19 protein-coding genes and 1 pseudogene are annotated in these 21775 nt (G+C 60.7%); 11 read left to right on the top strand and 9 right to left on the bottom strand.

Annotation, left to right across the window (positions count from 1 at the left end; genetic code table 11):
• Positions 1 to 74: 74 nt before the first annotated feature.
• The 4 genes from PMI24_RS19205 to PMI24_RS19190 are packed head-to-tail and all read right to left on the bottom strand — an operon-like array spanning position 75 to position 6373.
• A complete protein-coding gene (locus PMI24_RS19205) occupies positions 75 to 1439 on the bottom strand; it encodes a heavy metal sensor histidine kinase (protein ID WP_007956745.1) in 1365 nt (454 codons plus the stop codon).
• Complete coding sequence (locus tag PMI24_RS19200) at positions 1429 to 2106, bottom strand: heavy metal response regulator transcription factor (protein ID WP_003228008.1); 678 nt, start codon at positions 2104 to 2106, stop codon at positions 1429 to 1431. Before PMI24_RS19200 ends, PMI24_RS19205 begins: the two co-directional genes overlap by 11 nt.
• 8 nt (positions 2107 to 2114) lie before the next feature.
• Complete coding sequence (locus PMI24_RS19195) at positions 2115 to 5216, bottom strand: multidrug efflux RND transporter permease subunit (protein ID WP_007956743.1); 3102 nt, start codon at positions 5214 to 5216, stop codon at positions 2115 to 2117.
• A complete protein-coding gene (locus tag PMI24_RS19190) occupies positions 5213 to 6373 on the bottom strand; it encodes an efflux RND transporter periplasmic adaptor subunit (protein ID WP_007956742.1) in 1161 nt (386 codons plus the stop codon). The genes PMI24_RS19195 and PMI24_RS19190 overlap by 4 nt, the downstream gene beginning before the upstream one ends.
• 781 nt (positions 6374 to 7154) lie before the next feature.
• On the opposite strand from PMI24_RS19190, the gene PMI24_RS19185 reads away from it, so the two are divergent.
• From PMI24_RS19185 to PMI24_RS19180, 3 genes and pseudogenes are all read left to right on the top strand, one after another.
• Complete coding sequence (locus PMI24_RS19185; protein ID WP_007956741.1) at positions 7155 to 7382, top strand: hypothetical protein; 228 nt, start codon at positions 7155 to 7157, stop codon at positions 7380 to 7382.
• Positions 7383 to 7529: 147 nt separating this feature from the next.
• A pseudogene (locus PMI24_RS29810) lies at positions 7530 to 7811 on the top strand (PAS domain-containing protein); the annotation flags it as partial.
• Positions 7812 to 8015: 204 nt separating this feature from the next.
• A complete protein-coding gene (locus PMI24_RS19180; protein ID WP_443200800.1) occupies positions 8016 to 9119 on the top strand; it encodes a methyl-accepting chemotaxis protein in 1104 nt (367 codons plus the stop codon).
• Here PMI24_RS19180 and PMI24_RS19175 read toward each other — a convergent pair.
• From PMI24_RS19175 to norR, 5 genes are all read right to left on the bottom strand, one after another.
• Positions 9116 to 9865, bottom strand: a complete 750-nt coding sequence (locus PMI24_RS19175; RefSeq protein ID WP_007956739.1) for a YkgJ family cysteine cluster protein — start codon at positions 9863 to 9865, stop codon at positions 9116 to 9118. The genes PMI24_RS19180 and PMI24_RS19175 overlap by 4 nt on opposite strands.
• A gap of 87 nt (positions 9866 to 9952) precedes the next feature.
• A complete protein-coding gene (locus tag PMI24_RS19170; protein WP_007956738.1) occupies positions 9953 to 10270 on the bottom strand; it encodes a hypothetical protein in 318 nt (105 codons plus the stop codon).
• Positions 10271 to 10331: 61 nt separating this feature from the next.
• Positions 10332 to 10790 (bottom strand): GNAT family N-acetyltransferase, encoded by a 459-nt coding sequence (locus PMI24_RS19165; RefSeq protein WP_045121815.1) that lies wholly within the window; start codon positions 10788 to 10790, stop codon positions 10332 to 10334.
• A gap of 27 nt (positions 10791 to 10817) precedes the next feature.
• Positions 10818 to 11720, bottom strand: coding sequence for a chemotaxis protein CheV (locus PMI24_RS19160; protein ID WP_007956731.1), 903 nt, complete (start codon positions 11718 to 11720; stop codon positions 10818 to 10820).
• 124 nt (positions 11721 to 11844) lie between these two features.
• Positions 11845 to 13398, bottom strand: coding sequence for a nitric oxide reductase transcriptional regulator NorR (gene norR, locus PMI24_RS19155; protein WP_007956729.1), 1554 nt, complete (start codon positions 13396 to 13398; stop codon positions 11845 to 11847).
• A gap of 163 nt (positions 13399 to 13561) precedes the next feature.
• On the opposite strand from norR, the gene hmpA reads away from it, so the two are divergent.
• The 8 genes from hmpA (at position 13562) to cyoE (ending at position 21737) form a co-directional block, all read left to right on the top strand.
• Positions 13562 to 14743 carry an NO-inducible flavohemoprotein gene (gene hmpA, locus PMI24_RS19150; RefSeq protein ID WP_007956728.1) on the top strand — a complete coding sequence of 394 codons (1182 nt, stop codon included), beginning with the start codon at positions 13562 to 13564 and terminating at the stop codon, positions 14741 to 14743.
• A 235-nt stretch (positions 14744 to 14978) separates the two neighbouring features.
• Positions 14979 to 15539, top strand: a complete 561-nt coding sequence (locus PMI24_RS19145; protein ID WP_007956725.1) for an ester cyclase — start codon at positions 14979 to 14981, stop codon at positions 15537 to 15539.
• Positions 15540 to 15564: 25 nt separating this feature from the next.
• Positions 15565 to 16074 (top strand): disulfide bond formation protein B, encoded by a 510-nt coding sequence (locus PMI24_RS19140; protein WP_007956723.1) that lies wholly within the window; start codon positions 15565 to 15567, stop codon positions 16072 to 16074.
• 824 nt (positions 16075 to 16898) lie between these two features.
• On the top strand, positions 16899 to 17840 hold the full coding sequence (cyoA, locus tag PMI24_RS19135) for a ubiquinol oxidase subunit II (RefSeq protein WP_007956722.1): 942 nt from the start codon (positions 16899 to 16901) through the stop codon (positions 17838 to 17840).
• A 3-nt stretch (positions 17841 to 17843) separates the two neighbouring features.
• Positions 17844 to 19874: a cytochrome o ubiquinol oxidase subunit I gene (cyoB, locus tag PMI24_RS19130; RefSeq protein ID WP_007956721.1), complete on the top strand. Its 2031-nt coding sequence runs from the start codon at positions 17844 to 17846 to the stop codon at positions 19872 to 19874.
• Between the two features lie 3 nt (positions 19875 to 19877).
• Entirely contained in the window at positions 19878 to 20504 is a 627-nt protein-coding gene (locus tag PMI24_RS19125) for a cytochrome o ubiquinol oxidase subunit III (RefSeq protein ID WP_007956720.1), read from the top strand.
• Positions 20504 to 20839, top strand: coding sequence for a cytochrome o ubiquinol oxidase subunit IV (gene cyoD / locus PMI24_RS19120; protein ID WP_007956718.1), 336 nt, complete (start codon positions 20504 to 20506; stop codon positions 20837 to 20839). The genes PMI24_RS19125 and cyoD overlap by 1 nt, the downstream gene beginning before the upstream one ends.
• A 10-nt stretch (positions 20840 to 20849) precedes the next feature.
• Positions 20850 to 21737, top strand: coding sequence for a heme o synthase (gene cyoE / locus PMI24_RS19115; protein ID WP_007956716.1), 888 nt, complete (start codon positions 20850 to 20852; stop codon positions 21735 to 21737).
• The last annotated feature ends 38 nt before the right edge of the window (positions 21738 to 21775 follow it).

Genomic DNA, 21775 nt, shown 5'->3' with positions numbered 1-21775 from the left:
TAAGGTTGCCGGGCGTTGGGAAACAGCGTGATTTTCATAAATGACTGTTGCGGGAATGGCAATGATCTCGGCCCTCAGACCGGCAAATGAATCCCGAAAGTGTTCATCCCGCGATCACTGCGCACAAACACATCCCCCCCATGCATCAGCGCAATCGCCTTGACGATCGCCAGCCCCAGGCCGTGGTTGTTGCCGCTGTTGCTACGCGAAGCATCCACCCGGTAGAAGCGCTCGAACAAGCGCGGCAAATGCTCACTGGCAATCGGTGAACCGGGGTTGGCCACGCCGATGCTGACCTGATGGTCCTCGACCGCGATCTGCACTTCGATCACCTGTCCCGGCGCCGTGTGCTGCACCGCGTTGCTCAGCAGATTGATCAGTGCCCGGCGCAGATGAGCGATCTCGATCTGCACCTGCGCGTCGCCGCTTACCCGAACCTGGACTTGCGCATCTTCGAGGATGAAATCGAGGTATTCGAGGGTGGTTGCCACTTCATCGGCCAGCGAGGTCGAGGTCAGTTTGGTGGCCTTGCTGCCCTGATCGGCGCTGGCCAGGAACAGCATGTCGTTGATGATCGAACGCAGGCGTTCCAGTTCTTCGAGGTTGGATTGCAGCACTTCGAAATAATGCTCGGCAGAGCGTCCGCGAGTGAGGGCGACCTGGGTCTGGCCGATCAGGTTGGTCAGCGGCGAGCGCAGCTCATGGGCGACGTCGGCGTTGAAGGATTCCAGCCGTGAATAGGCTTGTTCAACCCGCTCCAGCGTCGAGTTGAACGAATCGACGAACTGCTCCAGTTCCGGCGGCAACGGCGACAGACGCAGGCGTCCGGCCCGCAACGGCGGCGCCAGACGCTGGGCTTCGTGGGACAGTTTGATCAGCGGCTTCAGGCCGATCCGCGCCACCCAATAACCCAAAGCCGAGGCCAGCAGCACGCCGATCACCGCCAGACTGACCAGCGCGATCAGCAACTGATGCTGGGTCTGGTGAAAGGTCTCGGTGTCGATGCCAATCATGAAGCGCAGCGGCGGGCGCTGATCCTTGGCCGGCAGTTCGGTGAGCAGCACTTTCAGCGGATAAGGATGGTCGGGCAGTTGCAGATCGCGCATGCCCAGCGGACCTTGGGCAAACGCGCGGATCAAGGCATCCGGCTCGCCGAACTCGTAGCCCGGATTGCCGCTGACCACCCAGAAACGGATGCGCTTGTCCTCTTCGCCGAGCAGCTTGAGCTTGGCGTTGATCTTCACCCAATGCTCGGGGGTGCCATAGCGGTTGAGCGCCGATTCCAGCACACTGTAACGCGCATCGAGTTCCGCTTCCGGCAGCAGACCCAGGCCTTTGTCCACTTGTTGATACAGCGCGCCGCCGATCAACAGGAACACCAGCAGCGCCACCAGCGTGAACATTCCGCTCAGGCGCAGGGCGATGGAATTACTGGACACCACGGCTCTCCAGCACATAACCCATGCCACGGATGGTGTGCAGCAGTTTTTCGTCGAACGGCCCGTCGAGCTTGGCTCGCAGGCGCTTGATCGCGACTTCGACCACGTTGGCGTCGCTGTCGAAATTGATGTCCCAGACCATTTCGGCAATCGCGGTTTTCGAGAGAATTTCGCCCTGACGCCGAGCCAGCACGCTGAGCAACGAAAACTCTTTCGCCGTCAGATCCAGCCGGGTGCCGGCGCGGGTGGCCTTGCGGCTGATCAGGTCGATCCACAGGTCGGCGATGCTCACTTGCACCGGTTCATGGCCGCCACTACGCCGGGTCAGCGCTTGCAGTCGCGCCACCAGTTCGAGAAAGGAAAACGGTTTGCCGAGGTAATCGTCGGCGCCATCGCGCAGGCCTCGGATCCGGTCTTCGACCCGCTCGCGGGCGGTGAGCATGATCACCGGCGTCTGCTTGCGCGCACGCAGCGCGCGCAATACGCCGAAGCCGTCGAGGCCCGGCAGCATCACGTCGAGGACGATCACCGCGTAGTCGCTTTCCAGCGCCAGGTGCAGGCCCTCGACGCCGTCGCGGGCCAGATCCACGGTGTAACCCTGTTCCGTCAGGCCGCGGTGCAGGTAGTCCGCGGTTTTCTCTTCGTCTTCGATAATCAGAACGCGCATGACCCGCCTCAGTCTGTCGTTGCCAGCGCCGCGATGGGCGCAGGTTTGGGCTTGTGGAACAGCCGCTCAAGCCACAAGTATATGACCGGCGTGGTGAACAGCGTCAGCATCTGGCTGACCAGCAGGCCGCCCACGACTGCGATCCCCAATGGTTGGCGCAGTTCGGCGCCGGTGCCGTAACCGAGCATCAGCGGAAGGGCGCCGAGCAGCGCGGCGAGGGTGGTCATGATGATCGGCCGGAACCGCGTGATACACGCTTCGAAAATCGCATCCTGCGGCGATAGCCCGCGATGGCGCTGTGCTTCCAGGGCGAAGTCGATCATCAGGATGCCGTTTTTCTTGACGATACCGATCAGCAGCACCAGCCCGATCAGCGCCATGATCGAAAAGTCCTGGCCGCAGATCCACAGCATGATCACTGCGCCGAGGCCTGCTGCCGGCAAGGTCGAGATGATCGTCAGCGGATGGACGAAGCTCTCGTAGAGCACGCCAAGAATGATGTACACCGCCACCAGCGCCGCGAGAATCAGCCACGGCTGACTTTTCAGCGAGCTCTGGAACGCTTGGGCCGCGCCCTGGAAGTTGCCGCTGATGGCGGTCGGCATGCCGATTTCGGCCTTGGCCTGATTGAGCAGAATCACCGCGTCGCCCAGCGCCACGCCGGGCGCAAGGTTGAACGACAGGTTGGCGGCCGGGAACATGCCGTCGTGGGCAATCGACAATGGGCCGATGGTCGGCGCATCGAATCGGGCCAGCGCCGACAGCGGCACCATTTCCCCACTGAGCGGTGAGCGCAGGTAGAAGTAGTTGAGGCTTTCGGCCTTGCCGCGCTGTTTGGTATCCAGTTCCAGAATCACGTTGTACTGGTTGACCTGGGTCTGGAACTCGTTGATCTGCCGCTGGCCGAAGGCGTCGTACAGCGCCTCGTCGACATCACTCGCCGTCAGGCCGAAACGCGCAGCAGCGCTGCGGTCGATGCTGATGTGGGTGATGCTGCCGCCCAGTTGCAGGTCGTTGGAAATGTCACGGAACGCCGGAATGCTGCGCAGTTTCTCGGTGAGTTTCTGGGTCCAGGTGGCGAGGGTCGGCCCGTCGTTGCTCTTGAGCACATATTGATACTGCGCACGGCTCGGGCCGGAACTGAGGTTGATGTCCTGGCCGGCGCGCAGGTAAAGCACGATGCCGGGGACTTTCATCAGTTGCGGACGAATGCGGTCGATGAACTGACTGGCCGAGACATCGCGGTCACCGCGCTTTTTCAGGGCGATCCAGAAGCGGCCGTTGGCGATGGTCTGGTTGCTGCCGGACACGCCGACCGAGTGGGAAAACGCCTGGACGGCCGGGTCGGCGGCGACGATTTCGGCCATTGCCAGGTGTTTTTTCACCATGTCGTTGTAGGAGATATCGGCGGCGGCTTCGGTAGTGCCGAGGACGAAACCGGTGTCCTGCACCGGGAAGAAACCCTTGGGGATAAACACGTAGCCGCCAATCGCCAGCGCGACGGAAATGCCGAACACGCCGATCATCAGTTTCTGGTGGGCGAGAGCGCGGCGCAGGCCTTTTTCGTACCAGCCGAGCAGGCGTTCGCTGAAGCCCGGTTTGTCATGGGCGTGATGCACCGGTTTGCGCATGAACAGCGCCGCCAGTGTCGGCGCCAACGTCAGCGACACCACCACGGAAATCATGATGGTCGAGGTGGCCGTCAGGGCGAATTCCTTGAACAAACGCCCGACCACGCCGCCCATGAACAGCAGCGGAATGAACGCCGCCACCAGCGAGAAACTGATCGAGACCACGGTGAAGCCGATCTCGCCGGCGCCCTTGATCGCAGCGTCGCGCATGCTGTCGCCGGCCTCGAGATGTCGGTGAATGTTTTCCACCACCACGATCGCATCGTCGACCACGAATCCCACCGCCACCACGATGGCCACCAGCGTCAGGTTGTTCAGACTGAAGCCGAGTAAATACATCAACGCGAAACTGGCGGTCAGCGATACGCCGAGCACCGCCGAGACAATCATCGTTGCCGACAGCTGGCGCAGGAACAGCGCCATCACCGCCACCACCAGCAGGATCGCGATCAGCAAAGTGATTTCCACTTCATGCAGCGAGGCGCGAATGGTCTGGGTGCGATCGATCAGGGTTTTGACTTGCACCGAGGCCGGCAGCATGGCTTCGAGGCCGGGCAGGGCGGCTTGAATCCGGTCAACGGTTTCGACGATGTTGGCGCCGGGCTGGCGGGAGATCACCAGGTTCACGCCCGGCCGATCGCCGGCCCAGGCCTGCACGTAGGCATCTTCCGAGCCGTTGACGACTTTCGCGACATCCTTGAGGTGAACCGGGGCGCCATTCTTGTAGGAAACGATGAGCTGGCTGTATTCCTCGGGGTGGAACAACTGGTCGTTGGTCGACAGCGTGGAAATGCTCGACTCGCCATACAGCGCGCCTTTGGCGAGGTTGAGGCTGGTCTGCTGGATCGCCACACGAATGTCGGCGAGGGTCAGGCCGATGGCCGCCAGTTTGTCCGCCGAAGCTTGAACACGAATCGCCGGACGTTGCTGACCGGTGATGTTGATCTGGCCTACGCCGTCGATCTGACTGATCTGACGCGCGAGCAGGGTTTCCACAAGGTCGCTGAGTTCGGTGCCGGGCATTTGCGTGGAGCTGACGCTGAGGATCAGAACCGGGCTGTCGGCCGGGTTGACCTTCTTCCAGGTCGGCAGGGTCGGCATGTCTTTCGGCAATTTGCCGGCGGCGGTGTTGATCGCGGCCTGCACTTCCTGGGCGGCGGTGTCGATGCTCTTGTCGAGGGTGAATTGCAGGGTCAGCAGGCTGGAGCCAAGCGCACTGCTGGAGGTCATCTGGGTCATGCCGGGGATGGCGCTGAATTGCACCTCCAGCGGCGTGGCCACGGACGAAGCCATGGTGTCCGGGCTGGCGCCTGGCAATTGTGCGGAGACTTGAATCGTCGGAAATTCCGCTTCCGGCAACGGGGCAATCGGCAGGCGCGGGAAGGCAATCACCCCGACCAGTACCAGCGCGATGGTCAGCAGAATCGTCGCCACCGGGTGATCGATGCACCAGGTCGAAACGCCTTTGTGCTGCTTCATGGCTTGGGCTCCGCTTGCACCACCTGCGGCGGCTCGCTCATGACCTGCACGGTCGAACCGGGCTTGAGCCGTGACTGGCCGTCACTGACCAATACGTCGCCGGGCTTCACGCCCTTGATGATGTCCTGGCCGCTGCCCTGGTAAACCATCTGCACCTGCACGGCTTCAACCTTGTCGCCGTTGACCCGGTACACGAAGTGTTGATCGAGGCCGCGTTGTACGACGGTGGGCGGAACCACCAGCGCATCTTTATCCAGCGCTGTCTGAATCTTTACCGTCACCAGCAGGCCGGGCCAGAGTTTCTGGTTGGGGTTGTCGAATTCGGCCTTGGCGCGGATGGTGCCGGTGTTGGCGTTGATCTGGTTATCGATCAGGGTCAGGTGACCTTCGCCCAGCAGATTGCCGGTTTCGCCGTCGGTATCGGCGCCGATGTAAGCCTTGACCTGCGCGCGCTGCGGGTCGCTGATCAGGCCTTGCAGGGTCGGCAGCATTTGCTGGGGCAGGGAGAATTCGACGGCGATCGGGTCGATCTGGGTTACGGTGAACAGACCCTGGGTGTCGGTCATGCGCAGGAAGTTGCCTTCGTCGACCGTGCGAATCCCGACGCGGCCTGTGACCGGGGAGCGAATCTGGGTGTAGGAAAGTTGTACCTGTGCTGCGTCAATCGAAGCCTGGTTGCCTTGGGCGGTGGCCTTGAGCTGGTTGACCAGTGCCTGTTGCTGGTCGTAGGTCTGCTTGGAGACGCCGTCGTCGACGCTGAGCAGTTTGTAGCGCTTGAGGTTGACCAGGGCGACTTGCAGTTGCGCCTGGCTTTCGCCCAGTTGTGCTCGGGCCTGGTCGAGGCTGGCGCGGATCGAGCGGTCGTCGATGGTGGCGAGCAGGTCGCCCTGTTTCACCAGTTGGCCCTCCTTGACCAGGAGCTTGGTGAGGATGCCGTCGATTTGTGGGCGCACCACGACGCTGTGCAGCGAGAGGACCGAGCCGATGCCGCTGGTGTAGCGGGGGACGTCTTTTTCGCTGACGGCGACGACCCGCACCGGGATGGCGGTGGGGGCTGCGAGTTTGGCCGGTGCGGGTTTTATCGCATACCACAGGCCGGTGGCTGCGAGGGCGATCAGCAGGGTGGCGAGCAGGGCCTTTTTCTTCTGGGTTTGCATGCTTGTGGGGCGCCAGGGGGACGGGGTTTGGGCAGGTTGGTTCTTTATAAACTTGTTTGGGGGTCAGGAGGGTGACGGCTAACTGACGGCGCTGTCAGTTTCGGCTTTTGACTTGGCGGCCTTTGGGCCGACCATGCTGGTTTTGGGTTGTGTGTATATCCGTTTTTTCGGGTGTTGCGGCTGGCGGTTCCGCTCTTACAGCGGCTCACTTTTCCAAACGCCGAAAAGTAAGCAAAAGGCTTGGCCCCTGCGTTCGGCGCCTCGCTGTGGCTCGGCGTTCCTTCGTTCCGGGATTCATCCGGGGGCATCGCCTACGGTTTGCTTCGCTGCACCTCCTCTCGATGCATGCGGCTTCGCCGCACGGTCGCTGCGCTCCCACCCCCGGATAAATCCCTCCACTCAGCCTTCCGATGGGGCCGGCACGTCAAGAGCGGTACTCGAGCTAACGCTCATTGTGTTGAGTGGTGAAGAGCGGAGAGCGGAAAGCTGAAGACAGAAGCAGAAAACGGACTGCTTTTGCTTTGATCGTTCCCACGCTCCGCGTGGGAATGCAGCCCGGGACGCTCCGCGTTCCATTTTCGGATGTTTGGAAATGTGTTGGGTGTACCGTTTGTTGCTGTAGTGCTTTTGGGTTGTGGGAGACGTGATCCGTTAGTCGACCTGTCCCAAAAAGGCACTGGTCGTATCCTTTTTGGGACTCTTTAAACTCCGCACACGCAGGTATACTGCGCGCTTTCGCGGCTCGTCCACCGGGCCGGACTTTTTGCTTTGCGGAGCTTTCATGACTTCCCCAATCGACAACGCTGTGAGCGATGTCCCGGCAGAGCTGGCCGAGGCCGGTGAATCCAAGCCGGCCATTCCTGCGTTCAAGTTTCCGTTCAAGCCAGGTGAGCTGGCGGCTGCCAAAGCGGCCAAGCAGCCGCAGTTCAAGGGCAAGGACGGTGATCGTCATGCCAAGATTCCGGGTGTAGCGCCTTCGGGCACTCGCCGTTCGATGGGCAAGCGCTGATTCATTCCCGCCTCGGCCGTCGCTGTGATTTTCGGTCACAGTGATGGCTAATTGCTCAGTTCCTGAGCCAGATCAACGTTTAACCAGTTAGTGCGCTTAGAGTCAGCAGCCCTGCCGACTCTTTCCAATAAAACGAGCGCGCTTTCCATGAAGATCAATCTCCCGGTGACCGGGCGCAATGTCGATGTTGCGCCGGATGCGAACATTCTCTCGACCACCGATCTGACCAGCGCGATCACCTACGCCAACGACGATTTCATCAAGATCAGCGGTTACAGCCGCGACGAGCTGCTGGGTGCGCCGCACAATTTGCTGCGTCATCCGGACATGCCCGCGCAGGCGTTTGCCCATATGTGGCAGACGCTCAAGCGCGGGCGGTCGTGGATGGGGCTGGTGAAGAATCGCTGCAAGAACGGTGATCACTACTGGGTCAGTGCCTATGTCACGCCGGTCACGCAGAACGGTGCGGCGGTGGAGTATCAGTCGGTGCGCACGCGGCCGGATGCGCGGCAGATTGCGGCGGCGGAGCGGGCGTATGCGCAGTTGCGCGAGGGGCGGGTGGCGCGTTGGCAGCGGCTGCCGAGCCTGAGTTTGCGGGCGAAGATCATGGCGTTGACCAGTTCGGTGTTGGCGGTGGTGCTGGGGATTGAAGCCTGGCTGCGGCCGGAGTCTCTGGGCATCGAAGCCGCAGCGCTGGTGGCCGGCAGTGGCGCATGTGCGCTGGGCGTGGGTTGGTTATTGCGTCCGCTGGAACGTCTGACCGAGCGTGCGCGGGTGATTGCCGACAACCCGTTGAGTCAGGGCATTTATACCGGGCGGCGGGATCAGTTCGGGCAGATCGAGTTTGCGTTGCAGATGCTGGAAGCGCAGGTCGGCGCGGTGGTCGGGCGGATCGGTGATGCGTCGCAGCGGCTGGCCGGGCATGCGGCGCAGTTGGTGGATCATCTGCACAGCAGTCACACCAGCACGCTAGCGCAGCAGGCGGAAACCGATCAGGTGGCGGCGGCGATTCATCAGATGGCGGCCAGTGTGGCCGAGGTCGCCAGCCATGCGCAGCAGGCGTCGGTGGCGGCGGATATGGCTGGGACGGAAACCCGTGAAGGGCATCTGCTGGTCGGCGAGAGCCGCAGTGCGGTGTTGCGGCTGGCCGAGGAGTTGGGGCGGGCGACCGAGGTGATTCATCAGCTCGAAGGCCACAGCAGCGAGATTTCCGGGGTGCTGGAGGTGATTCGCAGCATCGCCGAACAGACCAATCTGCTGGCGCTCAACGCAGCAATTGAAGCGGCGCGGGCCGGGGATGCCGGGCGCGGGTTTGCGGTGGTGGCCGATGAGGTGCGGGGGCTGGCTCAGCGCACTCAGCAATCGACCAACGAAATTCAACGGATGATCAGCACCCTGCAAAACGGCGCGCGGGATGCGGTGCTGGTCATGCAGCAGAGCAGCGAGCATGTGGATAACAGTGTCGAGCAGGCGCAGCGTGCGGCACAGGCCTTGGACGGGATCAGCGGGCGGGTCGAGCAGATTACCGAGATGAGTCTGCAGATTGCGGCGGCGGTTGAAGAGCAGAGCGCGGTGAGTGAGGACATCAACCGTAACATCGTCAGTATTCGCACGGCCTGTGAATTGACGGTGGATGAGGGGCGCCAGAGCCAGCTCAACTCACAGGATGTGGCGGGGCTGGCGGGGGATTTGCGTTCGCTCGCGCGGGAATTCTGGGGGCGGCGGCAGGGCGCTTAGGCTGCTCGCAGTGAAATGAACGCGTAGGTCTGCGGCGGTTCGGACACCACGTGTGCGCCGGCCGCCCGTACTTGCCCGGCGATGTCGTCGCCGGAAACATGGAACAGCCATTCGCTGTGACCAGCATTCAACGGTTGTGCCGTGACCTGATCGATCACCGAGGCAAACGCGCCCATGTCCGGCAGGTAAGCGGTAAAGCCGTCGCCCTTGAGCGCGGTGGTGCGAATGCCGAGCAAGCCGCAGATCGCATCCTTGATCCGGATGTCATCGCGATCCGCTTGACGCGAGCGCTGGATCAGCGTCACCAGTTCCTGATCCACCAGTTCACCGCCGACGATCAGGTCCGGCCCTTGCTCCCACGACTCCGGCGGGCAGTCCTTGGCGGCAGGGTTGAGCGGGATGTGCGGATTGATTTCGGCGGGATAGATGCGGCACACCAGCGGCCGGCGCTCGTAGATGCGGCACAGCTTGTCTTCGTCAAGATTCCGGCAGGGCCCGACGTTGTAGGCGGCGAAAGTGATTGCCACATGGGCGTCGGACATTCCGCTGCGCACCACCGCCGAACGCCGTTGCGCATGCTCGCGCTGCTGTTCCGGCAGGCCCAGGCCGTTGGCGAGAAACGCCTCCACCAGCACGATCACCTGACCGCCGTCGGCCGCCCACATGCGGGCTTCGGCCAGGGTCAGGGGCACATGGTGATCGGTGCAGCATTTGCCGCAACCTACGCAGGAAAAGGTCGTATTCATTGAGCGGGCATTCTTCAATCAGGGTGTGAATCGGCGACATAAAGCCGCCGTACAGGCCCGGAGTGAAGCAAGTTGTGCGCCATTCGCTCAGGGTTTGGCGGTCGGGCGGATCGAGTCCCATTCGGTGACGAACGCGGTTTTCGACTTTTTGTTGTACAGGCACAGCTCGGTGCCTTGCTGGCCCTTCATGTGTTTTTGCGGGTACTGGCCTTGCAGCAACAGGGCGGTGTAGCCGACGCGGTCATCGAATTGCGCGGCGTTGCCGACCGGTTTGGCGTTTTTCAGGCCGCTGGCCTTGGTGCAGCTGGCGAGCACGGTTTTGTCGTAGGCCGCCCAGGCATCGGGGCTGGAGGCGTGGGCCAACGGGGCGATGAGGCAAAGCACGGAGAGGGCGAGGCGTTTCATGGTTCGGGCATCCTTGGAAGTTGATCGCCAAGGTTGGAGTATGCCGCAGGATTTTAGTTTGTCAGTCCGGCACCAATTCCCGGCGAACCACATACATTCCAGACATTTCGTACAAGCGCTGCGCTCGCCGGTTGTCTTCCAGCACCTTCAGGTCGACATATCCTTCGCGTCGATCCTGAAACGCTTTGAACGCATGAAGCAACAACGCCCGACCCAGTCCACGGCCCTGGGCGCGAGGATGCACCACCAGATTCTTGATGTAGGAACTGGTCCAGCATTGCGCCACGCCGATGACGCCGTCGGCATCGCTGGCGATGAAACACAGTGCCGGATCGTATTCCGGATCGCTCTCGAACTGCTGTTGCCAGACGTCCAGCGCCGGCACTCGACCACCGCCTTCGCGGTAGCCGATTTGCATCAGTTCATGCACGGCGGATGCGCGTTCGGCGCTGTAGGTTGTGAGTTCGATACCGTTCGGCCATTCGATGGCTGGCACGTCCTGGCTCAGGTCGCGCCGCATCAGGAAGCAGAACGTCTCGCTCAAGACTCAGTGGCCCTGAGCCGCGACGAATTTGGCCGCTTCGATCAGGCAGTGGGTCAGCTCGGGTGAGGAGAACTTGGTCAGCACACCGTTGGCGCCGGCAAGGCGGGCTTTTTCGCTGTTCATCGCGCTGTCCAGCGAGGTGTGCAGCAGCACGTAGAGGTGGGCGAAGTCCGGCGTCTCGCGCAGGGTGCGGGTGAAGGCGTAGCCGTCCATCTCGGACATTTCGATGTCGGAGACGATCAGGTTGATTTGCTGCGCCGTGCCTTGCAGATCCAGCAGGCAGTCGATGGCTTCCTTGGCGCTGCGCGCGGTGTGGCATTGCAGGCCGAGGTTGCGCAGGGTGTGCACCGATTGCTGCAGCGCCACCTGGCTGTCGTCGACCACCAGAATCCGCGCGTTGCCCAAGACTTCGGCGTCTTCCATGCTCAGCTCGGTCGGGGCCATTTCGATCTGCGCCGGGGCGATGCCGTGGATGACTTTTTCGATGTCCAGCACCTGCACCAGCGTGCCGTCCACCGAGGTCACGCCAGTGATGTAGGCGCGCGAACCGCCGGAACCGAACGGCGGCGGTTTGATGTCGGTGGTCAGGCAATGCACGATCTTGCTCACCGCCTGCACGTGCAGGCCCTGTTTCGAACGGCTGACGTCGGTGACGATCAGGCAGCCGCCGTTCGGGTCTTCCAGCGGCCGCTCGCCGATGGCGCGGCTCAGGTCGATCACCGACAGCGAAGCACCGCGCAGGGTGGCGATGCCTTTGACGTGCGGGTGCGACTCCGGCAGCTTGGTCAGCGGCGGGCAGGGGATGATTTCACTGACCTTCAGCAGGTTGATCGCCATCAGCTTGCCGCTGCGCAAGGTAAACAGCAGAAGCGAAAGTGAATCTGCGCGGGCTTTGTTGGAAGACATAAAAACCTTCTGTGGAAAAAGGTGAGCGGCGATCGCACGGATCGCCAGCAGGTATCGATGCCGGGTTATCGACTTGTAACCCGCAGGCTTTAGGGATTCTGGCGCCAATCCGACGGCGGGACTTCTATTTCATCCCCAACCGCTTCGCCATCCGCCCCAGGTTCGCCCGGTCCAGCCCCAGTTCACGCGCGGCACTGGCCCAGTTGTCCTGATTGCGCTCAAGCGCTGCACTGATCAACTGCCGCTGATACTGCTCGGTGGCTGCACGCAGGTCACCGCTGATCAATGGCGGGGCGGCAGTCACTTCGGACGGCATCGGCGAGTTATCCACAACCTCGCGGGGCAGATCGAGGTCTATCGCGCTCAGGCTGAGAATCTTCGGCCGCACCTTGCAGTTGCCCAGCGCCTTGAGCGCGCTGCGTCCGATCAAGTGTTCCAGCTCCCGCACGTTGCCCGGCCAGGTGTAGGCCAGCAACGCCTCCTGGGCGTCGCTGTTCAGGCGCAGGCTGTTGAGGCCCATGCGCGAGCGGTTCTGTTCCAAGAAATAACCGCTGAGCAACAACACATCGCGCCCCCGGTCACGCAGCGCCGGCACCCGCAACGGGTACACGCTTAGGCGATGGTAAAAGTCGGCGCGGTAGCAGCCGCTGCGCACTTCTTCGGCCAGGTCGCGGTTGGTCGCGGCGATCAGGCGCACGTCGACCTGATGCTCCTTGTCCGAACCCAGACGCTGCAACTGGCCGCTCTGCAAAACCCGCAACAGCTTGGCCTGGACGGTCAGCGACAACTCGCCGACTTCATCGAGAAACAGCGTGCCGCCGTTGGCCAGTTCGAACTTGCCGCGTCGGTCGCTGGTGGCGCCGGTGAAGGCGCCGCGCACGTGGCCGAACAGTTCGCTTTCCACCAGCGTGTCCGGCAGGGCCGCGCAGTTGAGGCTGATGATCGGCTTGTCGGCGCGCTTGGAGGCAGCGTGAATGGCCTGGGCCACCAGTTCCTTGCCGACCCCGGTTTCCCCGGTGATCAGCACGGTCAGGTCGCTGCCGCCCACCAGATTGATTTCTTCCACCAGCCGTTTGTGGGCCTTGCTCTGGCCGATCATTTCGCGGTTCTGCTGACCGCTGGCCTGGCGATAGACCTCGGCGCGCTGGTGTTCGTCCTCGGCACGGGTCGCCAGACGCTCGATGCGTTCGGCGGCGTTGACCGTCGCCGAGGCGAGGCTGGCAAAGGCTTGCAGGGCATCGAGTTCGATCGGTTCGAAACGCTCCGGATCGAGCGCGTCGAGGGTAATCAGGCCCCAAAGCTTTTCATCGACGAACAACGGACACCCGAGGCAGTCGTGAACTTCGAGGTGATCGTCGAGGCCGTCGACCAGTCCGTCATACGGATCGGGCAAGTCGCTGTCGGCGGCGAAACGGGTCGGCCCTTCGCCGGCCAGCAGCACTTCAAAGCGCGGGTGTTCGCTGACCTTGAAGCGGCGGCCGAGGGTGTCGGTACTCAAGCCGTCGACAGCGAGCGGCACCAGCCATTCACCGTCGAGGCGCAGCAGTGCGGCGGCATCGCAGGGCAGCAGGGCGCGCATGGCTTCGAGCAGCCGTCGGTAGCGCTCGCCTTCGGGCAGTTCGCGGGACAGGTCGGAGACCAGTGGGAGCAGGGCGGTGAGCAATGATTTGGCGGACATAGGCTTGTAGTCAAAGAGACATGTTGTAGTCGAAGCGACTATAGAGGTGCTTGTGTCGATCTGACTACATAATTTTCAAGCTATTGATTTGTATAGAAAAAATAGTTGGCACGAATACTGGAATGGATAAGGCACTTTTAGAGAAAGCTCAGGAGTCACCCTTATGCTTAGCGTCCAGGATCGTGCCATCGTCAAATCCACTGTGCCTCTGCTGGAAAGCGGCGGTGAAGCGCTGATCACCCATTTCTACCGCATGATGCTTTCCGAGTACCCGGAAGTCCGCCCGCTGTTCAACCAGGCCCACCAGGCCAGCGGTGATCAGCCCCGCGCCCTGGCAAACGGCGTGTTGATGTACGCCCGTCACATCGATCAACTCGACCAGTTGGGCGATCTGGTGGCGAAGATCATCAACAAGCACGTGGCATTGCAGATCCTGCCGGAACATTACCCGATCGTTGGCACCTGCCTGCTGCGCGCGATCTCCGAAGTGCTCGGCGAAGAAATCGCCACGCCAGAAGTGATGAGCGCATGGGGCGCTGCCTACGGTCAACTGGCCGAGATCCTGATCGGCGCCGAAACCGCCATTTATGACCAGAAAGAGCAAGCCGTCGGCGGCTGGCGCGGGGCGCGGGAGTTCATCGTCGCGGCCAAGGTCGAGGAGAGCGCGGAAATCATTTCGTTCTACTTCGAGCCGGCGGACAAGGGCCCGATCCTCGCAGCCGAACCAGGCCAATACATCGGCATGAAGTTGATCCTCGACGGCGAAGAAATTCGCCGCAACTACTCGCTGTCGGCCCTGGCCAACAAAGGCCAGTACCGCATCAGCGTCAAACGCGAACCGGGCGGCCGTGCCTCCAATTACCTGCACGATCAACTGCATGTCGGCGCCAGCATTCAGCTGTTCCCGCCATCGGGCGAGTTCACCCTGACTGCCAGCGACAAACCGCTGGTGCTGATCAGCGGCGGCGTCGGCATCACTCCGACGCTGGCGATGCTGGAAGCGGCGCTGGAAACCGAGCGTCCGGTGTACTTCATCCACAGTGCGCGCAACGGCAGCGTGCATGCGTTCCGTGACTGGATCGATGGTCTGGCCGCGCGTCATCCGCAACTCAAACGCTTCTATTGCTACGCCGAAGATGACGGCGTGAGCCCGGCGGCGGACAAGGTCGGGTTGTTGAGCGAGGAGCAACTGGGCGAGTGGCTGCCGGCGGAGCGTGATGTGGACGCTTACTTCCTTGGGCCGAAAGGTTTCATGGGGGCGATCAAGCGTCACCTGAAGGCACTGGGTGTGCCGGAGAAGCAGAGCCGTTACGAGTTCTTCGGGCCGGCTGCTGCTCTGGAATAATCCGGAACCGAGTCGCCTTCAATCGCGAGCAAGCTCGCTCCCACAGGTCCGGCGTCGTTCACAGAATGTGTATACGACGTCGATTCTTGTGGGAGCGAGCTTGCTCGCGAAGGCCATTACTCGGCCCTGATTCTTAAATTCTGTTTAAAGGTTAATCGTTTCTTAACCGGTTTATCGTTTATTCCTCGATGCTGATGATAGGCGCTCGTTCGTTTACATGATCAGGATCGCCCCCATGTCGCACTTTGCCTCTTCCCGTCGTTTCAGCCTGGCCACGTTGGGCCTGTCGGTTGCCTTGCTGTCCAGTCCGTTCGCGTTCGCCGAATCCACCTTGATCGAACCCCAGACCCTGATCGTCGATCAGAGCCTGCCCAAGGCCCAGCGAGATGCGATGGAACTGGCGGCGCGGCGTTACGGCAGTTTCTGGAACTCGGGCGAAGAGGCGTTGGCCACCGCCGCCCTGTCGCCGCAGTTCGTCGACAAGACCCCACCGGAAGGCCGGGTGCAAGGGCCGACCGGGCCGCTGCTGGCGTCGAAGTTCTTTCGCACGGCGGTGCCGGACTTGAGTTGCGAGATCGAGCAAATGATCGTCGCCGGGGATCGCGTGGTGGTGCATCTGCGCTTTCGCGGGCATTTCACCGGCACGTTCAAGGCTCTCAAAGGGCAGGGCCAGCGTGTAGACTTCCGGGCAACCGATATCTATCAGATCGACAACGGTCGCATCGCGGCCAATTGGCATATCGAAGACAACATCAGCCTGATGGCGCAACTGCAAGCGCAGCCGCCGGCCAGCTGAACCATGGACATGAAAGGGAAACGCGATGAGCGAGGAAACGATTCGATTGGGACGTGAGCGGCGCTATCTGGTGTTGCTGGGCATCATCTGCCTGGCGCTGATCGGCGGCGCGCTGTACATGCAGATCGTGCTGGGCGAGGCGCCATGCCCGCTGTGCATCCTGCAGCGTTATGCGTTGCTGTTGATCGCGCTGTTCGCGTTCATCGGCGCGGCCATGCGCACCCGGCGCAGCATCACGGTGTTCGAGGTGCTGGTGGTGATTTGTGCCATCGCCGGGGCCGGTGTCGCCGGGCATCACGTGTACACCCAGTTCTATCCGGCGGTGAGCTGCGGCATCGATGTGTTGCAGCCGATCGTCGATGACCTGCCGCTGGCGAAGATCTTCCCGCTGGGCTTCCAGGTCGACGGTTTCTGCTCGACGCCGTACCCGCCGATCCTCGGCCTGTCGCTGGCGCAATGGGCACTCGTGGCCTTCGTGCTGGTGGTGATCCTGGTGCCGCTGCTGACCTCGCGTAACCGAAAAGCGTTGCGCTGAATCAACTTTTCGGCGCGTGCGCCGATAAAACAAACGCCTCGATTTGTGGTGACGCAAATCGAGGCGTTTTGCATTTCAGGGTCTGTGTGAAAACACCGTGACGAACGGCAAGGAAGGGTGCGACAGGTGTGCGACATGTTGTCACACACGCCCTGTCGCAGCGCGTTTCACAGGTCCGGATTGGAGTGCTGTTACAAAAAAGGATTGGTCTGTTTCAGCGTTTTTCGGTTTTTGCACGCGTGTACCGGATCAGGCAGTTTTAACAGACTCTGGCAGATGGCCAAAAGCCTTGGCATATCGGGCTTTGCGCGGATCGCGCCGTGGGAAAAAGCCCTCGGAGCTGTCTGAACTGAGGCCGATAGACCTACATTTTTTGGTGTTTTTGTTGAGAATCGATTTCGATAACATGCGGAACTTTTGCAAAAACGGTGATGGATTGTTGCTCAGAGCGATAAAAATTATTTCGGGATAAGACATGGTGTATAGGGCGCTACCTATCTACAATCGCCCGCACTGAATTCCCGGCACTGTTCAGCCTTTATTAAGGAGGCGAGCAGGAAGTCGGGTGTCGAGCAGCCGAGAGGCTTGCGAGACACCCAGGTGTCGGTGCCTTCCAACTTTCCGCACCAAATGGAATTGGTCTGTAACAAGGCCTTTGACCACGAATTCGAATAAGAACTGACCGCTGTCCCAGGTTTTGTCGAGCGTCTGACGCGCGACGGGCGGCCCTTATTCAATCCAAAGAAAATGCCAACCCTTGGCAGGGTGAAGTGTTGGCGATCAAAACCCAACTGCATTGCGCAAGCTGCTTTAGAGGTCGTGAGATGAGTAAAAACAGGTACCCCAGATTACTAGGCCTAGTGCCGCTGCTCGGCACGTTGTTGCTGGGAGGCTGCAACATGACCTTGCTCAATCCAACGGGCCAGGTCGGCCTGGAACAGCGCAACCTGATCATCACCGCCACGCTGCTGATGCTGTTGGTCGTTGTGCCGGTCATCGTCATGACCTTCCTGTTCGCCTGGAAGTACCGCGCCTCCAACAAGAACGCCGTCTACACCCCGAAATGGTCGCACTCGACCAAGATCGAAGTGGCAGTCTGGACCATTCCGGTCCTGATCATCATTGCCCTGGGTTACATCACCTACAAGTCGACCCACTCGCTGGATCCGTATCGTCCGATCGAATCCGACGTCAAGCCTGTGACCATCGAAGTGGTCGCGCTGGACTGGAAGTGGCTGTTCATCTACCCGGAACAAGGCATCGCCACGGTCAACAAGATCGTATTCCCGGCGCACACGCCAGTTAACTTCCGGATCACTTCGGACGCGGTGATGAACTCGTTCTTCATCCCGGGCCTGGGCGGCCAGATCTACGCGATGGCGGGCATGACCACCAAGCTGCACCTGATCGCTGACCGCAACGCTGAAATGGACGGTATCTCCGCCAACTACAGCGGCGCTGGTTTCACCGGTATGAAATTCAAAGCGATCGCAACTTCTCAGGAAGATTTCGACGCCTGGGTAAGTGAAGTCAAAAAGGCACCTAAACAGCTTGAACCAGCTGAATACGCAGCCCTTGCCAAGCCAAGCCAGAACAATCCAGTCGAGCTCTACTCCTCGGTCACGCCGAACCTGTTCCAGACCATCGTCGACAAGTACGAAGGCATGAAACCGGGCAAGCCGCTGAGGCACGAGAAGAAAGAGAAAGAAGTGGCGGCAACGGATATGGACTCGAATTCGCATTCAGCTGCCGGGGCAGAGGAGTAAACGATGTTTGGTAAATTAAGTTGGGAAGCGATCCCTTTCCACGAGCCGATCGTGATGGTCACCATCTCGATGATCGCGCTCGGTGGTCTGGCGTTGTTCGCTGCAATCACCTACTTCAAGAAGTGGACTTACCTGTGGACCGAGTGGCTGACGTCGGTCGACCACAAGAAAATCGGCGTGATGTACATCATCGTCGCCATGGTCATGCTGCTGCGCGGTTTTGCCGACGCCATCATGATGCGTACCCAGCTGGCCATGGCCACCGAGGGTTCGCCTGGCTACCTGCCACCTGAACACTATGACCAGATCTTCACCGCTCACGGTGTGATCATGATCATCTTCATGGCGATGCCATTCTTCACCGGCCTGATGAACCTTGCAGTGCCGCTGCAGATCGGCGCGCGTGACGTTGCGTTCCCGTTCCTGAACTCCCTGAGCTTCTGGCTGCTGGTGTCCGGCGTCGTGCTGATCAACCTGTCCCTGGGCGTCGGCGAATTCGCCAAGACCGGCTGGGTTGCCTATCCACCGCTGTCGGGTCTGCAATACAGCCCTGGCGTGGGGATGGACTACTACATCTGGGCGCTACAGCTATCGGGTCTGGGTACAACGTTAACCGGGGTTAACTTCCTCGCGACCGTGCTGAAAATGCGTACCCCTGGCATGAAACTGATGGACATGCCGATCTTCACCTGGACCTGCACCTGGGCAAACGTTCTGATCGTGGCTTCGTTCCCGATCCTGACCGCTACCCTGGCACTGCTGACCCTTGACCGTTACATGGATTTCCACATTTTCACCAATGAACTTGGTGGCAATCCAATGATGTACGTCAACCTGTTCTGGGCATGGGGCCACCCTGAGGTTTACATCCTGATCCTGCCGGCGTTCGGCATTTTCTCGGAAGTCATCTCGGCCTTCACCGGCAAGAAACTGTTCGGCCACCACTCGATGATCTACGCCTCCGGCGCGATCTCGGTACTGGGCTTCATGGTTTGGCTGCACCACTTCTTCACCATGGGTTCGGGTGCCAGCGTCAACGCCTTCTTCGGTCTGGCGACGATGCTGATTTCCATCCCGACGGGTGTGAAACTGTTCAACTGGCTGTTCACCATCTACCAGGGCCGTCTGCGCTTCACCAGCCAGGTTCTGTGGACCCTGGGCTTCATGGTGACCTTCGCCATCGGCGGCATGACCGGCGTACTGCTGGCCATCCCGGGTGCTGACTTCGTTCTGCACAACAGCCTGTTCGTGATCGCTCACTTCCACAACGTGATCATCGGCGGCGCGGTATTCGGCTACATCGCAGGCTTCGGCTTCTACTTCCCGAAAGCGTTCGGCTTCAAGCTGCACGAAGGCTGGGGTAAAGCAGCGTTCTGGTTCTGGATCTCGGGCTTCTTCGTCGCGTTCATGCCGCTCTACGCTCTGGGCTTCATGGGCATGACCCGTCGTCTGAACGCCACCACCAACCCTGAGTGGGTACCGTACCTGTACGTTGCCATGTTCGGTGCGGTGATGATCGCTGTGGGTATCGCCTGCCAGCTGATCCAGCTGTACGTGTCGGTGCGTGACCGCAACAAGCCGGAAAACATGTGCGAACACGGTGACCCGTGGAATGCCCATACCCTGGAATGGTCGACCTCGTCGCCACCTCCGTTCTACAACTTCGCTGTACTGCCAAAAGCAGACTGCATCGATCCGTTCACCGAGGCCAAGGAAAACGGTACCGCGTACAAGGCACCAGCCAAGTACGAACCGATCCACATGCCGAACAACACCGCCACTGGCGTGGTGATGGGCGCACTGCTGACCGTGTTCGGTTTCGCGATGATCTGGCACATCTGGTGGTTGGCGATCGCCAGCCTGGCCGGCACTGTCATCTACTTCGTGATCCACGCAGCACGTGACGATCAGGGCTACATGGTGCCGGTTGAAACAATCGAGCGCATCGAAGCCGAGCAGCACAAGCGTCTGGTAGCGGCCGGGAAGATCCCTGCTTCCGCAACCCGTGTTGAAACCAAGTTGGAACAGGCTTAAACAATGTCGAACTTAGTGACCAATGCTGGACACGCCCATGGTCATGACCATGGGCACGATGACCATCACCACGACTCGGGCGAGATGACCGTATACGGTTTCTGGCTCTACCTGATGACCGACTGCATTCTGTTTGCGTCGATCTTCGCGGTGTACGCGGTACTGGTAAACAACGTCGCCGGTGGCCCGTCGGGCCACGACATCTTCGAACTGCCATACGTGCTGGGCGAAACCGCTCTGCTGTTGTTCAGTTCGATCACCTACGGCTTCGCCATGCTGGCGTTGTACAAAGGTAAAAAGCAGCAGGTTCTGGGCTGGTTGTTCATGACCTTCCTGCTCGGCGCAGGCTTCATCGCCATGGAGATCAACGAGTTCCACCTGCTGATCTCCGAGGGCTTCGGTCCTAGCCGTTCGGGCTTCCTGTCGGCGTTCTTCACGCTGGTCGGTACCCACGGTCTGCACGTGTCCGCCGGTCTGATCTGGATGGGCATCATGATGTACCAGGTCAACAAGCACGGCCTGACGGCGACCAACAAGACCCGTCTGAGCTGCCTGAGCCTGTTCTGGCACTTCCTGGACGTGGTGTGGATCTGCGTATTCACCGTTGTTTACCTGATGGGGACCCTGTAATGGCTAATGCACACTCCCATGACAGCCATGATGCTGGCCACGGCAGCGTAAAGTCGTACGCCATTGGCTTCATCCTGTCGGTAATCCTGACCGTCATCCCGTTCGGCCTGGTGATGTTCCCGACCCTGCCGAAGTCGACGACGCTGGCAATCGTCCTGTTGTTCGCCGTGATCCAGGTGATCGTTCACCTGTATTACTTCCTGCACCTGGACCGTTCCATCGCTCAACGTAACAACGTGATTGCGTTCGTTTTTACGGCCATCGTGATCGTGCTGCTGGTCGGTCTGTCGCTGTGGATCATGTTCAGCATCCACACCTACATGATGGCGAAGTGAGGTAAACCCGATGTCGCTCAAGCACTTTATCCAAATCACCAAACCGGGGATCATTTTCGGTAACGTGCTTTCTGTGGCAGGCGGGTTCTTCCTGGCCTCGAAAGGGCATGTCGATCTGGCCGTGTTTCTGGCAGCCATGATCGGCACTTCCCTGGTTGTGGCCTCCGGTTGCGTGTTCAACAACTGCATCGACCGCGACATCGACCTGAAGATGGAACGCACCAAGAACCGGGTGCTGGTCCAGGGCTTGATCTCCCTGAAACTGGCCCTGGTCTATGCGACCGTCCTGGGTGTCGCCGGCGTTGCGTTGCTGTACAAGGTGGCCAACCCGTTGGCTGCCCTGTTCGCCGTGATCGGCTTCATCATCTACGTCGGCTTCTACAGCCTGTACCTCAAGCGCAAGTCGGTTCACGGCACGCTGGTGGGCAGTCTGTCGGGCGCCATGCCGCCGGTGATCGGTTACGTGGCCGTGACCAACAGCTTCGACATGGCCGCGCTGACCCTGCTGGTGATGTTCAGCCTGTGGCAGATGCCGCATTCCTACGCCATCGCGATCTTCCGCTTCAACGATTACCTGGCCGCATCGATTCCGGTGTTGCCAGTGAAGCGCGGAATCCAGGTGGCCAAGAAGCACATCCTGATCTACATCCTGGCCTTCCTCGTGGCGACCTTGATGCTGACCTTCAGCGGTTACGCCGGCATGAGCTACCTCGCCGTCGCCGCGGCCATGGGCATGTACTGGCTGTACATGGCCTGGACCGGCTACAAGGCGGTGGATGACACGGTCTGGGCACGCAAGCTGTTCGTGTTCTCGATCTTCACCATCACCGCGTTGAGCGTCATGATGTCCCTGGACTTCAAGGTGCCGACCGAGCTGCTGCTGACGTACGCGCCGTAAGGTTCGAACGTTGTACGAGAAACCCCGTTCATCGAGAG

The sequence above is a fragment of the Pseudomonas sp. GM25 genome, from assembly GCF_000282255.1.
Lineage (GTDB): Bacteria > Pseudomonadota > Gammaproteobacteria > Pseudomonadales > Pseudomonadaceae > Aquipseudomonas > Aquipseudomonas aphyarum.
The sequence above is the reverse complement of the archived record's forward strand: the minus strand, read 5'-3'. Positions and strand labels throughout refer to the sequence as shown.